The organism is Streptomyces sp. NPDC002566, from assembly GCF_042889585.1.
Taxonomy (GTDB): domain Bacteria; phylum Actinomycetota; class Actinomycetes; order Streptomycetales; family Streptomycetaceae; genus Streptomyces.
This window is the reverse complement of the sequence record NZ_JBIARD010000005.1, coordinates 21,890-36,624: the sequence shown is the minus strand read 5'-3', so window position 1 is coordinate 36,624 and position 14,735 is coordinate 21,890. Positions and strand designations below refer to the sequence as shown.

Genomic DNA, 14,735 nt, shown 5'->3' with positions numbered 1-14,735 from the left:
CCTACAGTCGCCGAGGCGGACACACACAGTGCCGGTCACTACGAAGAGTGACGAGGGCCCGAATATGCCTCCTGAAGGGTCAGAATCAAAACGAGGGCTGACGTTCGGGTGGGGCGTGAGGGGAACCCGGGAGGCCTGATCTGCCGTCATCTCTCTTGGGGGCCCTCATCTCTGACGGCCCGAGGGCCTCGGGATTCGCCGGGGCCCGGCTTTTCACGTTCGCGGCGGCTGATGTCCCCTGCCCGGCCGCTCATCATGGAGACAGAGTTGAAGACATCCCCGTCCGTGGAGACGGCCGTGCCGTCCCAGGTCGATGAGGCTCCCGGGGCCGAACGGGACGCGGCAGCGTCGGCCGGTCGCCGTGCGGTCAAGGAGCGTTCGCGGGCGCTCGCCCGTCGTTGGTGGCCGGCTGTCGCCGAGTGCGTGGTCGCCGTGGCGACGGCGTTGGGGTTCACGTACTGGGGTGTGACGGTCGCCAACAGCCCGGTCACGCGGGTGGGGCAGGTCAGCGGGCTGTCGAACCTTCAGTTCCGGCTCGCGCTCCTCGTGTTGGTGGTTCTCGCCGTGGTGGGCTGGTCGACCGTGCGCGGGAGCGAGCGGGTGCGGGCGGTCACGGTCCGGCTGGCCGCCGCGGCCGTCGCCGGGCTGAGCACCGGGTTCATCGGCGCCGGCCAGGTGTTCGCCCTGCGCGGCACCCCATGGCCGCTCAACGGACCCTACGGCGACAACAACCGCATCCTCGGCTGGGCGGAAGAGATCCTGCACACCGGCTCGATGGACGCGTTCTATCCGCCTGCCGTGCCCTACATACTCGGGTACGCGGCCAAGGCCGGATTCCTGGGCGGGCAGCCCGCCTTCGGGCTGAAGTGGCTGTTCATCGCGTTCGTCGCGCTGACCGGGCCGGTCGCCTACCTCGCCTGGCGGTCGTGCCTGCGGCCGCTGCCGGCGCTCGCCGTCGGTCTGCTGCCCGCGCTCCAGCAGACGCTGCCGCACAAGCCGTACAGCCCGTTCGTCCTCGTCGCCCTCGTGCCGCTCATCGCGAAGCTGCTGCTGTGGCTGCGCGCCTCGCCCCGCTTCACCACCCGCGGGACGGCGGGACGCGGCGCGTTCCTCGGCGTCGTCTTCGGACTGCTCTTCCTCGTGTACTCCGGCTGGCACGTGTGGTCCCTGCCCGGCGTGCTCGTCGCCGTCCTCTTCTTCTACCCCTGGCAGACCGGACGGCTGCGCGGACTGCTCTTCCTCGGCAGCTCGCTGGCCGGGTTCCTGCTGGTCGCGGGCGCGTATCTGCGGGTGCTGCTCGGCGCGACCGGCACCCGCGACCAGTGGTGCTCCGGCTACACCCTCACCGAGCCCGCCTACATCGGCACCACCCCGCTCAGCAGCCGGGCCTGGGACGAACCCGGTGAGTACCCGGGCTTCGGCGAGTTCGCCGGACTGCACACCTACGCCGTGATCGTCCTGATCGGGCTCGGCGTCGCCGTCGCACTCGGGCTGCGCAAGGCCGTCGTCGTCGCCCCGCTCGCCTGCTTCGCGAGCGCCTGGCTCATCCGGTTCTGGCTGGCCGGGCACATGGAGGCGGATCAGCAGGTCCAGCTCTTCCCCCGCACCATGATCGTGATCCAGGTGACGCTCACCGCGCTGACGGTGCTGGCCTGCGTGTTCGCGGTGCGGAAGCTCACTCCGCTCGTGCGTGCCCTGCCGGGCGCGACGACGCGCGGGCCGCGGCAGTTCACCGCGGTGGGCGCGCTGCTCGCGCTGGCGCTCGCCGGCGGCATGATCGGCTCGTTCTTCAGCAACCAGTACCTGCCGACCGCGCCGGGCGAGAAGCTCGCGGGCACGCTCGCCTGGCAGGCCCACCAGTTCCGCAAGCCCGACGGGGCCTGCCCCAAGTACGCCGACCGGCACAAGTGCCAGGCCTACCCCGAGCGCACGTACGTCGAGGCGCCCGAGCCGGTCGAGAAGATGGTCTGCGAGTACCCCTGGCGCAAGGAGAACGCCGACGGCTCGATCCGCCTGCTGCTGACCCAGGGCTGAGCGGGGCCGAAGAGACGGACGGGGCCTGTTCCGTACGTGTGTCGCGTACGGAACAGGCCCCGTGTGCTTGCCGGTCGACCGGCCTCGGGCTACTTCACGATGGTGATCCGGGTCGCGGCCGGGGGCGCGATCGGATTCGTGGCCGAGGAGTTGGCGGTCATGTACTGCTCGAGAGCCGTCAGGTCGTCGGCGCCGACGACGTCACCGGTGCCGAGGCCCAGCGTGGGGAAGCCGTCGCCGCCGCCCGCGAGGAAGCTGTTGGTGGCGACGCGGTAGCCGGCGGCCGGGTCGATGGGCGCGCCGTTCAGCCTGATGGAGTCCGTGACGACCCGGTCGGCGCCGGTCTTCGTCAGGTCCAGCGTGTACGTCAGGTTGGCGGACGGCTGGAGGATCTTCGGCGCGCTCGTGTTCGAGCCGCTCACCTGCTCCTTGAGCACCTGGATCAGCTGGGCGCCGGTGAAGTTCTGCAGGTTCACGGTGTTGGAGAACGGCTGCACGGTGAAGCCCTCGGCGTACGTCACCACGCCGTCGCCCTCCGCGCCCTTGGCCGCGTAGGTGATGCCGGCCCGGACGCCGCCGGGGTTCATCAGCGCCAGGTCGGTGTCGGCGTCGAGCTTCCTGCCGTACCAGAGCTGCGCGTCCGCGATCAGGTCGCCCATCGGGGACTCGGTGCCCGTGTTGGGGACGTCAGCGGAGACGTAGCCGATCGGGCGGTTGCCGATGGGGGCCGCCAGGGTGTTCCACTTGGAGATCAGCTCGGTCATGTCGGGGGCCTTGGGGACCGTCCGGGTGACCACGTGGTTCGCGGACTTGACCGCGGTCCGGGCGATGTCACCCGTGACACGGTCGTAGGTCAGCGTGGTGTCCGTGTAGAGGCGGCCGAAGGACGCGGCCGAGGTGACGGTGCGCGGCCGGCCCGCCGGGTCGTTGATCGTGCACGCGTACGCGGCGTGGGTGTGACCCGTCACCAGCGCGTCCACCTCGGGCGTGACGTTCTTCGCGATGTCGACTATGGGGCCGGAGACCCCGTCGCCCGCGCCCGGCGAGTCGCAGTTGTAGTTGTACGAGGTGGAGGCCGGCAGGCCGCCCTCGTGGATGAGCGCCACGATCGACTTCACGCCCTGGCTCTGCAGCTCCTTGGCGTACTTGTTGATCGTCTCGACCTCGTCCTTGAACTTCAGGCCCTTGACGCCCTCGGCGGAGACCACGCCCGGCGTGTCCTCCAGGGTCACACCGATGAAGCCGATCTTGACGCCGTGCTCCTTCCACACCCAGTACGGCTTCAGGATCGGGGTGCCGGTCTTCTCGTCCTGCACGTTCGCCGCGAGGTAGGGGAAGTCGGCGCCCTGGAACCGCTCGTCCGTGTAGCAGCCGTCGGTCGGGTGACAGCCGCCCTTCTGCAGTCGGCGGAGTTCCTTCGCGCCCTCGTCGAACTCGTGGTTGCCGACGGAGGTGACGTCCAGCTGGAGCTTGTTCAGCGCCTCGATGGTGGGCTCGTCGTGGAACAGGCCCGAGATCAGCGGGGAGGCGCCGACCATGTCGCCGCCGGCCGCGGTGATGGAGTAGCGGTTGCCCTTGCGCGCCTCGCGCAGGTGCGTGGCGAGGTACTCGACGCCGCCCGCGTCGATCGTCTTCGTGGTGCCGTCCGCCTGGACCTCCGTGACCCGGCCGGAGGAGCCGGACGGCGGTTCCAGGTTGCCGTGCAGGTCGTTGAAGGACAGCAGCTGGACGTCCTGGTAGCGGTCGTCCTGCTTGCCGGAGTCCTTGGCGTCGTGGGCGTCGGCCGGCATCGCCGCGGCCAGGGCGCCGGCGGTGGCGAGAGCGGCGGCCGCGGCGACCAGACGGGACGTACGGCGTCTGCGGCTGGGATACGACTGGGAAGTGGCTGGCATGCGCCCCCCTGTGTGTCGGCGATGGTGTCGGGGTCCTCCGGGCCGGGCGGCCCTGAGAGGCGTATGAGGGGTCCTCGGACCCCGGAGACAAGCGGCCCCGTCGGGCCGCAGCCTAAGGTCAACGCGCGTAGCGCGACAGGGGGTTCAGGTCACATCCTGATTTCCCTTTGCCCGCGCCCCTGGCCATGCCCCTGCCTTCGACCTGCTCTCGCCCTGTCCTCGGCTTGGCTGGTTCCCGTCCTCGGTCCGCCTTCCGCAGCACGTTCGCCCACGCTCTCCCGTCGCCGTCGCTTCTCCCCGGCCCGCCGATCAGGACCCCTTACCCTCGTACGCATGACCAGCGACGACGCCGCACGGACCTACGGCTCCCGATCCATCGAGACCCACTCCGCGCTCTCCCCCGAGCAGACCGAGGCCGTCCTCGACCTGCTCGCGGAGGCCGCCCGGAACGACGGCCAGCAGGCTGTGTCCGAGCAGGGCCGGCTGCAGTTGCGCGGCGGCCCCCGGGACGGCGTCTCTCATCTGCTGCTCACCGTCGGCGACGAACTCGTCGGCTACGCCCAGCTGGAGGACACCGACCCCGTCGAGGCGCCGGCCGCCGAACTCGTGGTCCACCCCTCCCACCGCGGCCACGGGCACGGCCGCGCGCTCGGCTCCGCACTCCTCGCCGCCTCCGGCAAGCGGCTGCGCGTCTGGGCCCACGGCGGCCACCCCGCCGCCCGGCACCTCGCCCAGGTCCTCGGGCTGACCCTCTTCCGCGAACTGCGGCAGATGCGACGGCCCTTGACCGGCCTGGACCTGTCCGACCCGGTGCTGCCCGAGGGCGTGCACGTCCGGACCTTCGTCCCCGGGCAGGACGACGGCGCGTGGCTGGCCGTCAACTCCGCCGCGTTCGCCCACCATCCCGAGCAGGGCTCGCTCACCCAGCGCGACCTCGACGACCGCGAGGCCGAGCCGTGGTTCGACCCGGCGGGCTTCTTCCTCGCCTTCCAGGGCGAGCAGCTCGTCGGCTTCCACTGGACGAAGGTCCACGCCGAGGAGCAACTCGGCGAGGTGTACGTCCTCGGTGTGGCGCCCGGCGCGCAGGGCGGCGGGCTCGGCAAGTCCCTCACCACGATCGGCCTCCGCCATCTCGCGGGGCAGGGCCTGCCCACGGCGATGCTGTACGTCGACGCCGACAACAAGGCGGCGGTCTCGGTCTACGAGCGGCTGGGATTCGTCACCCATGAGACGGACCTCATGTACCGCACGGAGACGTGAGAGCGCGGCAGGTCTCCCGGAGCGCCGGGCGCCCCTGAACGCGCCCCGCACGGTGAGCCGTTCACCGGCGTCTCAACGGCTCCGGCGTGCACAGGGCCGCCGACGCCAGCATCACTGCCAGCACCGCCGCCCACCGCGTCTGCGTCTCCTCCCACCACGGCTGACCGGGCAGCGCCAACAGGCCCCAGCGCGCCGGGACGAGCGCCGTGAGCACGGCGGCCGCGCCGAGGCACAGTGCCGTGCCCTTGCCCACTTCGGCCCGGTCGGAGAAGCGGATCGCGGCCGAGGCGAGGGCGACGGCGGCGACGGCCGTGGCCGCTGCCTCCAGGGTGACCGGCCCGAGCGGTGGGCGGGCGGACGCGGGGACGGCGAGCAGGACCGCCGTCCACCACAGCGCCGCGAGCGGCACGGCCATGGCCAGGCGCAGGCCGGCTCTCAGGGGGCGGCCCAGCGGGGTCGTCGCGGTGGTGTGACGGGCGGGGTCGTCCAGGAGGAACGCCAGGCCCAGCGCACCGGTCAGGGCGATGATCCGCAGCAGCATCAGCCCGCCCTCCTCACCCGGCGCCTCGGCCGGCCAGCGTGTGCTCGCCGCGAGCAGCAGTCCCGTGCCGCCCGCCGCTGCCGGCGCCCGCCGGGGAAGGGACCGCCACACGGGTGGCAGGAGAGCCCGGAGCTGGTCCCGGACGACGGTCGTGCGCCTCTCGGGCCGGCCCGCCCTCTCCGGCGGACCGGTCACACCGGCCGCCCCTCGCCTCGCTCCTCCTACTCCTCGCACTGCTCGGCTCCCTTCGGCGCGGCGACGCCCAGCAGCTCCGCCGCCTCGGCCGTGGTGGTCTGAGCGGACGTCAGCTTCCGCCAGTTCGCCTTCACCCGGGGTGAGATCTCCGCCCGGGGGCGGGCCAAGAGTTCCTGGATGACCGTCGTCTGCTGCGCCGTCAGGGACAGGCCCTCCGTGGGGGCCAGCACCTGTCCCGGGCCGCTGTCGCTGTCGTCCAGGCGCACGTTTCTGAAGGTCGCCCGGGGAGTGGGGTCGGTGGCCAGGACCAGCCACATGACGGTGATCCCGCGCGCGCCGCACAGGCCGCGCATCGTCGCGTCCTCCGTGCCCGCGACGAGCACCGTGGCAACCCCCACCGCGAACTCGGGGACGCGGTTGCCGCCCCAGCGGGTGCCGACCGTCACCTCGCCCGGCGTGCCGGAGGGGGTCAGTGCGGTGTCCGCCTCGATGTCCCCGGTGGCGTCGATGCGCTGCCGTACGGCCAGCGAGGTGTTCGCGGCTGTCCCGCCGGCAGAGGACCGGACCCTCTCGACCACCTCGGCCCAGTCGTCACGCACGCTCTCCCAGTCGGGGAAGGAGCAGTACGTCGAGCCGCCGGCCGTCGTGCACGTCTGGACCTTCTGCGGTGACGTGGACGCCGTCCGCCGGGCCGCCTCCAGCGCCGCCGTGTCGCGCAGGCCCTGGCCGAGCGCTCCTGCCACCGTGGCGGCCAGGGCGAGGGCGGTGACCGCCTTGAGGGCGCCGGTGCGGCCACCGGACCGCAGCAGCGCCGCGCAGGCCAGCACGGCGCACAGGCCCAGGACGTAGAGGGCGTGCCAGCCGGCGGGCCGGCCCAGCAGATCGGCGGGGACCGGGTCGCCGCCGGCGTTGCCGGAGAACAGGACCGGCGACAGCCAGCCCAGCCCTTCGCCGTCGGCCCCGGCCGCGGCGGAGGCGATGACGACGAGCAGGTACGCGGCGACCACGAACAGTATGGGCGCGAACGGCGTGGGCACGACCCGGGCCAGCACGACACCGAGGACACCGGCCAGCAGGACGGTCAGGGGGCCCACGGCCAGCTCACCGAGCGAGCCGTGCCCGATCGCGCCGGGCTTGAGCGCCTCCCGGGCGAAGCGGACGCCGACGGCGACCGCCGTGAGCGCCGTGAACGGCAGCACCGACAGCAGCTGGGCGAGGTCGCGCCGCCAGGGCTCCATCGCCAGCGTGGCGAACTGCTGGACCGTGCCGTGCTTGCGCGAGCGCAGGGCGGCCGCGTTGGTGCAGACCAGCAGCGCGAGGGCCAGCAGCAGGGGCGCCGACTGCGTGTCGCGGTCGACGGTGTGGAGGACGGGGTAGTCGTCCATGCCGTCGTAGTGCATCAGCTGCACGGCGACGACACCGGCGTAGAGCGCGAGGAAGACCAGCACCGGTATCTGCAGCAGCAGTTCGCGGGTCTCGAAGCGGGCCAGGGCGAGGACCGCGCCGGCCCGGCGGCGGCCGGAGTGCGCCGGCCGGGCGTGCGGCGGCCCGGGGTGGGTGGCGGTGCCGCCCCCGGCCGGGTCGACCGTGACGCTCATGCCCGCACCTCCCGGTCCGTGCCGTCGAGGACGAGCAGATAGCCGTCCTCCAGGGTGGGTTCGAGGAGATCGGCGCCCTCGGGCGGATCGCCGACGTTGCGGAAGGAGCCGGCGCCCGTGCGCCAGCCGGCCAGGGCGCCCGGGTCGCGCCCGGGGCTGCTCCAGACCCGGCCCGCCGCACGGGCGGTGAGCTCGGCCGGGGTGCCCTCGAAGCGGATCCGGCCGTGGGCGAGGACCAGGACCCGGTGGCACAGCATCGCCACGTCCTCCGTCTGATGCGTGGACAGCAGCACCGTGCGCCCCTCGCCTGCCGCGGCGATCAGTTCCCGGAATCTCATGCGCTGTTCCGGGTCCAGTCCGACGGTCGGCTCGTCCAGGACGAGGAAGCCGGGGTCGCCGACGAGCGCGGCGGCCAGCGCCACACGCTGCCGCATGCCTCCGGAGAGCCGCTTGATGCGCTTGCTGCGCACATGGGAGAGGTCGACGGCCTCCAGGACGCGCCGCACCTCGCGGTGCCGGGCGGCGCGGTCGGTCAGCTCCTTGAGGATCGCCACGTAGTCGACGAAGTCGAAGGCCGTGAAGTCCGGGTGGAACCCGGGGTTCTGCGGCAGATAGCCGAGCGCGCGGCGCAGGTCCACGCGGCCGGCCGCGGTGCGGGGATCGTGGCCCAGGGCCGTGAACTCGCCTCGGTCGGGCGGCAGCGCCGTCGCCAGCACCCGCAACAGCGTGGTCTTGCCCGCGCCGTTCGGGCCGAGCAGCCCGGTGACACCCCGGGTGAGCCGCAGGGATACGCCGTCGAGGGCGTGCGTGCCGCCATAGCGCAGGGAGAGACCGGTGGCCGTCACGGTGGCGGAGGGCACTGCGGGTGTGGCGGCCGGCGTGGCCGGGACGGTGGTCATGCGGAGCTCCTGGAAATCCGGTCACGGAACGGGGAGGGAATCTGAGTGCGTGGGTGGCGCTGAGGGGCGTGCGCCGGGGCCTGCGCGCGGGGCAACGCCTGGGCGGGGACCCGCACGGGCACGTGGGCTCCGGCCGGGCGCGGTGTCATTCGGCGCCTCCGCCGGGGAAGCCGCCGAGAGGACGGGCGTCGAAGCGGTCACGGCTCTGGTGGAGCAGCAGGCCGGCGAGAACGGCGACCGCCGCCGCGGCCGACTGCCCGTACACCGTGAAGGGCGCGAGCGTCCCCCGGCTGTACTGCTCCGCCACCACCAGCAGGGTCACCCAGGAGCCGGCGACCAGGGCGGGCGCCAGGACCGGCCCCAGTCTCGGGGTCAGCGCCAGCCCCGTGGCGGTCAGCGCGAGCGCCGGCAGCAGCCAGGTCAGGGCCAGCAGTCCGTACCCCGGCAGGGCGAGCGTCGCCAGGCCGTTGAAGGCCAGGCCCGTGGTCAGCACCGCGACCGTCCGGATCATCAGCAGCCGGAAGCCGTGCATCGGGGCGACGACGGCCATCTCGAACGTCGGGTCCAGGCCCGGCCCGTAGGACAGGGCGACCCCGGCGAGCGGGAGCAGCGGCGCCAGCGCGAGGAACAGGGCGGGACGGTCCACCGTGTGCACGGCGAGGACCGTTATGACCAGCAAGGACGTCACGGCCAGCAGCCAGGAGCGGCGCAGCACCGGCGTCGCGCTGAGCAGCCGGGCGGTGTGGTCGGCCACGCCGAGCCGCATGAGCAGCCGCTCGAACAGCCCCGGCCGCGGCGCGTCCAGCTCGGCGTCCAGCCGCTCCCAGCCCGCGTCCAGCGCGACGGGGTCGACGGCCGCTCTCAGCCGGGACCGGCACTCCCCGCACCCCGCGAGGTGCGTGTCGGCGGACCAGAGCAGGGGCGGCGCCAGCTCACCGGTCGCGTACGCGCGAATATCGTCTTCCGCCACATGCCATGTCATGCCAGCGCCTCCCGCAGTTGCTTGCGGGCCCGCTGGGCCCGCGTCTTGACCGTGCCTGCGGGGATGCCGAGCAGCACGGCCGCCTCCCGCGTGGTGAGTCCGTCGATGACGGTGGCCTGGAGGACCGCCCGCAGCTCCGGGGAGAGGCGGGTGAGGGCCCCGGCGAGGTCCCCGTGCTCCACCCCCGCGAGCACGCGCTCCTCCGCCGACGCCTCGTCGCGGTGGCGCAGCTTGGACAGCGCCTGCCGGAGCCGCCCGCGCGCGCCGTCGCCCCGCATGGCGTCCACCAGCCGGCGGGCGCCGATGCGCCACAGCCAGCCGGCCGCGTCCCCGGAAGGACCCTCCTCCCGGTAGCGGGCGGCGCCCCGCCACACCGCGAGGAACGTCTCCTGGACGACGTCGTCGACTATCCCGGCGTCGGCGCAGCGGCCGCGCATGCGCGCGGTCAGCCACGGCGCGTACCGCCGGTACAGCTCCTCGAAGGCGTGACGGTCCCCGTCTGCCGCGATGGCCCGCAGCAGCTCCCCGTCGCTTCTCGTTTCGCTCACATCCCCTCATCGGTCGAGCCCCGCCGATCGGTTCACGCCCCGGCCCACGAATTTTTTCCGCCACCGGCCCGCGCCGACCGGCACCGCGAATCCGCACCGGCCCGACGGGCTCCGACAGCCCGGCCCGACCGTCAGACACCGGACCCACCCGGGAACCGTCAGACACCGGCCCACCCGAACCGCCCGACGCCGACCCACCCGACCCGCCCGACACCGGTCCACCCAACCCCTCCGACACCAGCCCCCCGCCCCACCCCGCAAACACACCCACCCCACCCCCGCGAGCCGCCCCCAGATATCCCGTACGCCATGTCTCCGTAACCGTCGGTTCAGACGGGCTTGCGAGGCTCGGGCAATGGAACCCGTCGTGCCCGCGCCGGCGCCGCGCTCCGAGTCGTCGCGGCCCCCCGAGGTGCTCCCCCTCCGCGGAAGCCACCGCACAAGCGCCAGCGGAAGTGACATCGCGCCCCCCGCCGTCCGTTCCGACGCGCCTGTCCCGGCTCTGACGCGGAACAATGGGTTCATGAGCCAGAACACCCAGGCACAGCACGCGCAGCCCTCCGTCGGTTCCATAGCCGCGCACCGCCCGCACACGGTGGCCGCCGCGGTCTCCGACCTGGAACCCGACATCGACGCCGATCTCGACGCCTACGAAGAGGCACAGGCCGACGGGGCCCTGTTGCCGCAGGGGCGCTTCCTCGACCGGGAGCGCAGCTGGCTCGCGTTCAACGAGCGCGTTCTGGAACTCGCCGAGGACCCGAACACGCCGCTGCTGGAGCGGGCGAACTTCCTCGCCATCTTCGCGAGCAACCTCGACGAGTTCTTCATGGTCCGGGTGGCCGGTCTCAAGCGACGGATCGCCACGGGCGTGGCCACCCGCTCCGCCTCCGGCCTCCAGCCGCGCGAGGTGCTGGAGATGATCTGGGCCCGCTCGCGCGAACTGATGGCCCGGCACGCGGCGACGTACCACGAGGACATCGCGCCCGCCCTCGCGGAGGAGGGCATCCACCTGGTCCGCTGGAGCGAGCTGACGGAGAAGGAGGGCGCCCGCCTCTTCACGCTGTTCCGGCACCAGATCTTCCCGGTCCTGACCCCCCTCGCGGTCGACCCGGCGCACCCCTTCCCGTACATCTCGGGTCTCTCGCTCAACCTCGCGGTCGTCGTCCGCAACCCCGTCAGCGGCCACAAGCACTTCGCGCGCGTCAAGGTGCCGCCGCTGCTGTCCCGCTTCCTGGAGAGCTCCCCCGGCCGCTACGTCCCCATCGAGGACGTCATCGGCGCGCACCTGGAGGAGCTGTTCCCGGGCATGGAGGTGCTGGAGCACCACGCCTTCCGCCTCACCCGCAACGAGGACCTCGAGGTCGAGGAGGACGACGCCGAGAACCTGCTCCAGGCGCTGGAGAAGGAGCTCATGCGGCGCCGTTTCGGGCCGCCGGTGCGCCTGGAGGTGGAGGAGTCCATCGACCGCGAGGTCCTGGACCTCCTCGTCCGCGAGCTGAAGATCAGCGAGGCGGAGGTCTACCCGCTGCCCGGCCCGCTGGACCTCACCGGCCTCTTCCGCATCCACGGCCTCGACCGGCCCGAACTGAAGTACAAGAAGTTCATCGCCGGCACCCACCGCGACCTCGCCGAGGTGGAGTCCGCGAGCCCGCCGGACATCTTCGGCGCGCTGCGCAACCGGGACGTGCTGCTGCACCACCCCTACGACAGCTTCTCCACCTCCGTGCAGGCCTTCCTGGAGCAGGCCGCCGCCGACCCGGACGTCCTCGCGATCAAGCAGACCCTGTACCGGACCTCCGGCGACTCCCCGATAGTCGACGCCCTCATCGACGCCGCCGAGTCCGGCAAGCAGGTCCTCGTGCTGGTCGAGATCAAGGCCCGCTTCGACGAGCACGCCAACATCAAGTGGGCGCGCAAACTGGAGGAGGCCGGCTGTCACGTCGTCTACGGCCTGGTCGGCCTGAAGACGCACTGCAAGCTGTCCCTGGTGGTCCGCCAGGAGGGCGAGACCCTGCGGCGCTACAGCCACGTCGGCACCGGCAACTACCACCCGAAGACGGCCCGGCTGTACGAGGACCTCGGCCTGCTCACCGCCGACCAGCAGGTCGGCGCGGACCTCTCCGACCTGTTCAACCGGCTCTCCGGCTACTCCCGCCGCGAGACCTACCGCCGGCTGCTCGTCGCCCCCAAGTCGCTGCGCGACGGGCTGGTCTCCCGGATCACCAAGGAGATCCAGCACCACCGCGCGGGACGGCCCGCGTACGTCCGCATCAAGGTCAACTCCATGGTGGACGAGGCGATCGTCGACGCCCTCTACCGGGCGTCCCAGGCGGGCGTGCCGGTCGACGTCTGGGTGCGCGGCATCTGCGCGGTACGGCCCGGGGTGCCCGGCCTGTCGGACAACATCCGCGTCCGCTCGATCCTCGGCCGCTTCCTCGAGCACTCCCGGGTGTTCGCCTTCGGCAACGGCGGCGAGCCCGAGGTGTGGTTCGGCAGCGCCGACATGATGCACCGCAACCTCGACCGCCGTATCGAGGCGCTGGTCAGGGTCACCGACCCGGCTCACCGGGCCGCGCTCAACCGGATGCTGGAGACCGGCATGTCGGACGGGACCGCGTCCTGGCACCTGGGCCCGGACGGCGAGTGGACCCGGCACTCGACCGACGCGGACGGCCAGCCCCTGCGCAACGTCCAGGAGATGCTCATAGACGCCCGGAGGCGCCGGCGTGGCACAGCGACACCATGAACTGACGGACTCCACGGCCGCGCCCGTCGCGGAGGACGCCCTGACGGGCTACCTCCGGGCGCAGGCCGTGGAGTTCCTCCGCGCCCTGCGCCTGCACCAGGAGAGCGGCGGCGCACCGTACGGCGGCGGGGGCGCCGCCGGCCGGGCGCAGCCACGCGCGGGAGGAGCCGGGCACTCGCCCGACGCGGCGCGCGCCCTGCGCCGCGCCGCCCGCCGCATCAGCGGCACCCTGCACACCTTCCGTCCGCTCCTCGATCCCGGCTGGTCGGAGCAGATCCGCCCCGAACTCTCCTGGCTGTCGGGCACGCTGGCCCAGGAACACGCCTGCGAAGCCCGCCTGGAGCGCCTCCTCCTGGCCCTCCACCGCCTCTCGGGCACGTCCCCGACGCCCCCCACACCCCCTGTGCCGTCGTCGGCCCCGGCACGGCAGCCCGCAGACCTGACCGAGGCGGCGCCCGTCGGCGCCCCCACCCCCACGAGCCCGGCGAGCCCCACGGCCACGGTCACCGCCGTCACGGCAGCCGCCACGCTCACCTCCCCCCACCCCCCGCTCCCCGACCGCGCCCATCTCACCGTCGGGGCCGTGAAGGCCGGCGCCCTGCTCGACCGGCAGCTGAACCTCGCCCGCACCCGCGCGCACTCCGCCGCACTCCAGGCCCTGGGCAGCTCCCGTTTCCACGCCGTCGCGGACCAGGTGGCCGTGCTCGCCAGCGAGGTCCCGCTCGCGCCCGCCGCCGTGGGCGCCGACCTGCGGTCCTTCGCAGCCGCCGCCGAGGAGCGCCTCACGGACGCCGTCGTCGCGCTCCCCCTCGTCACCGCGGGCCACCCCTACAACGCGGAAGCCCTGGTCCACGGCCTCTCCCCGGACCCCGCCCCGCATCCGCAGGACACCCCCTGGCACCAGGTCCGGCTGCTGCTGCGCCTGCACCGGTACGCCCTGGAGGTCCTGCACAACGGCGACCGCGTGCCCGTCGACGCACGGGTGCTCGCCGCCGGCGAGGCCCTCGACCGGCACCGCGACGCGGCGGAGGCCGCTGCCGCCGCCGCTCAGGCGGCCCGCACACCGAGGATCGCCCCGGCGACCGCGTACGCCCTCGGCGTGCTCCACGCCGACCAGCGGCACGAGGTGGAGGCGGCCCGGTATGCCTTCCAGCGTTCGTGGCAGAAGCAGACCGTCGGCACCAGCACCTAGCCGAGCGCCTCGGAGAGGAGCCCCCACCGTGCGGGAGACCTCACCCCACGACCTCCCACCCCATGCCCTCCCACCCCACGACCTGCCGCCCCGCGGACCGCACGACACCCCGGCCCACGACCGCCCGGCCCACGACCGCCCCGCTCACGACCTCCCACCCCGTCAGGAGGCGGCGACCGTGCCCGTTCCCCGACCCCCCGTCCAGGCCGCGGGCTGTGTCCTGTGGCGCCGTTCGCCGATCGGCGGTGAGCTGGAGATATGTCTGGTTCACCGCCCGAAGTACGACGACTGGTCGCACCCGAAGGGCAAGCTGAAACGCGACGAGGGCCCCCTGTCGGGCGCCGTGCGCGAGGTGGGTGAGGAGACCGGCTACACGGCGCTGCCGGGAGCCCGGCTGCCCACCGTGCGCTACCTCGCGCAGGGCCGCCCCAAGGAGGTCCACTACTGGGCGGCCGAGGCGACGGGCGGCCGTTTCACCAGCAACGACGAGGTCGACCGCATCCTGTGGCTGTCCCCGGCTGCGGCCCGCGACCGCCTCACCCAGCCGAGGGACCGCACCCTCGTGGACGCCCTGCTGACCGCCCTGCACCTCGCATAGCGCCGCCCGGAACGCCGCACCGGGACGCCCCGCGTGCCCCAGCCGTATCCCGCCCGCCCCGTGTCCGCCCCGTGTCCTGGACGTGAGCGTTCCGTCACCTCGGCCGCGGCTAACCAGGCCGACCACAGGGGTTCACCCCCCGTTCATTCACGCCCATCGACGCCTTCACCTGTTCTGCCTAATTTCGGCCTTACCCGGTGCGGCGCGCGCCCTCATGGACGCCGACGGACCACCGAACTTTCGCACGCCG

11 protein-coding genes are annotated in these 14,735 nt (G+C 73.2%); 5 read left to right on the top strand and 6 right to left on the bottom strand.

The genetic code is table 11. From position 1 onward, the window contains the following. Positions 1–267: 267 nt before the first annotated feature. Positions 268–2,034 (top strand): hypothetical protein, encoded by a 1,767-nt coding sequence (locus tag ACFYXA_RS21695; RefSeq protein ID WP_389035195.1) that lies wholly within the window; start codon positions 268–270, stop codon positions 2,032–2,034. Positions 2,035–2,123: 89 nt separating this feature from the next. Here ACFYXA_RS21695 and ACFYXA_RS21690 read toward each other — a convergent pair whose 3' ends face one another. Then, a complete protein-coding gene (locus tag ACFYXA_RS21690) occupies positions 2,124–3,926 on the bottom strand; it encodes a bifunctional metallophosphatase/5'-nucleotidase (protein WP_389035192.1) in 1,803 nt (600 codons plus the stop codon). 333 nt (positions 3,927–4,259) lie between these two features. Here ACFYXA_RS21690 and mshD point away from each other — a divergent pair, with 333 nt between their 5' ends. Further along, positions 4,260–5,186, top strand: a complete 927-nt coding sequence (mshD, locus tag ACFYXA_RS21685; protein WP_352246655.1) for a mycothiol synthase — start codon at positions 4,260–4,262, stop codon at positions 5,184–5,186. 61 nt (positions 5,187–5,247) lie between these two features. Here the strand turns inward: mshD and ACFYXA_RS21680 are convergent, their stop codons facing one another. From ACFYXA_RS21680 to ACFYXA_RS21660, 5 genes are all read right to left on the bottom strand, one after another. Then, on the bottom strand, positions 5,248–5,838 hold the full coding sequence (locus tag ACFYXA_RS21680; RefSeq protein WP_389035189.1) for an ABC transporter: 591 nt from the start codon (positions 5,836–5,838) through the stop codon (positions 5,248–5,250). A 110-nt stretch (positions 5,839–5,948) separates the two neighbouring features. Beyond that, complete coding sequence (locus tag ACFYXA_RS21675) at positions 5,949–7,520, bottom strand: ABC transporter permease (RefSeq protein WP_389035186.1); 1,572 nt, start codon at positions 7,518–7,520, stop codon at positions 5,949–5,951. Continuing rightward, a complete protein-coding gene (locus ACFYXA_RS21670; protein ID WP_389035184.1) occupies positions 7,517–8,419 on the bottom strand; it encodes an ABC transporter ATP-binding protein in 903 nt (300 codons plus the stop codon). Before ACFYXA_RS21670 ends, ACFYXA_RS21675 begins: the two co-directional genes overlap by 4 nt. 145 nt (positions 8,420–8,564) lie before the next feature. Next, a complete protein-coding gene (locus ACFYXA_RS21665) occupies positions 8,565–9,401 on the bottom strand; it encodes a zf-HC2 domain-containing protein (RefSeq protein WP_352246659.1) in 837 nt (278 codons plus the stop codon). After that, the gene (locus tag ACFYXA_RS21660; protein ID WP_130441786.1) at positions 9,398–9,949 is read right to left on the bottom strand and encodes an RNA polymerase sigma factor; all 552 of its coding nucleotides are present in this window, start codon (positions 9,947–9,949) and stop codon (positions 9,398–9,400) included. The genes ACFYXA_RS21665 and ACFYXA_RS21660 overlap by 4 nt, the downstream gene beginning before the upstream one ends. Positions 9,950–10,472: 523 nt before the next feature. Here ACFYXA_RS21660 and ACFYXA_RS21655 point away from each other — a divergent pair. The 3 genes from ACFYXA_RS21655 to ACFYXA_RS21645 all read left to right on the top strand — a co-directional run bounded on the left by ACFYXA_RS21655 (position 10,473) and on the right by ACFYXA_RS21645 (position 14,485). Next, the gene (locus ACFYXA_RS21655) at positions 10,473–12,695 is read left to right on the top strand and encodes an RNA degradosome polyphosphate kinase (RefSeq protein ID WP_351091846.1); all 2,223 of its coding nucleotides are present in this window, start codon (positions 10,473–10,475) and stop codon (positions 12,693–12,695) included. Then, a complete protein-coding gene (locus ACFYXA_RS21650; protein ID WP_389035179.1) occupies positions 12,676–13,887 on the top strand; it encodes a CHAD domain-containing protein in 1,212 nt (403 codons plus the stop codon). The genes ACFYXA_RS21655 and ACFYXA_RS21650 overlap by 20 nt, the downstream gene beginning before the upstream one ends. 178 nt (positions 13,888–14,065) lie before the next feature. Beyond that, positions 14,066–14,485: an NUDIX hydrolase gene (locus ACFYXA_RS21645; protein ID WP_352246663.1), complete on the top strand. Its 420-nt coding sequence runs from the start codon at positions 14,066–14,068 to the stop codon at positions 14,483–14,485. Positions 14,486–14,735: the final 250 nt, after the last annotated feature.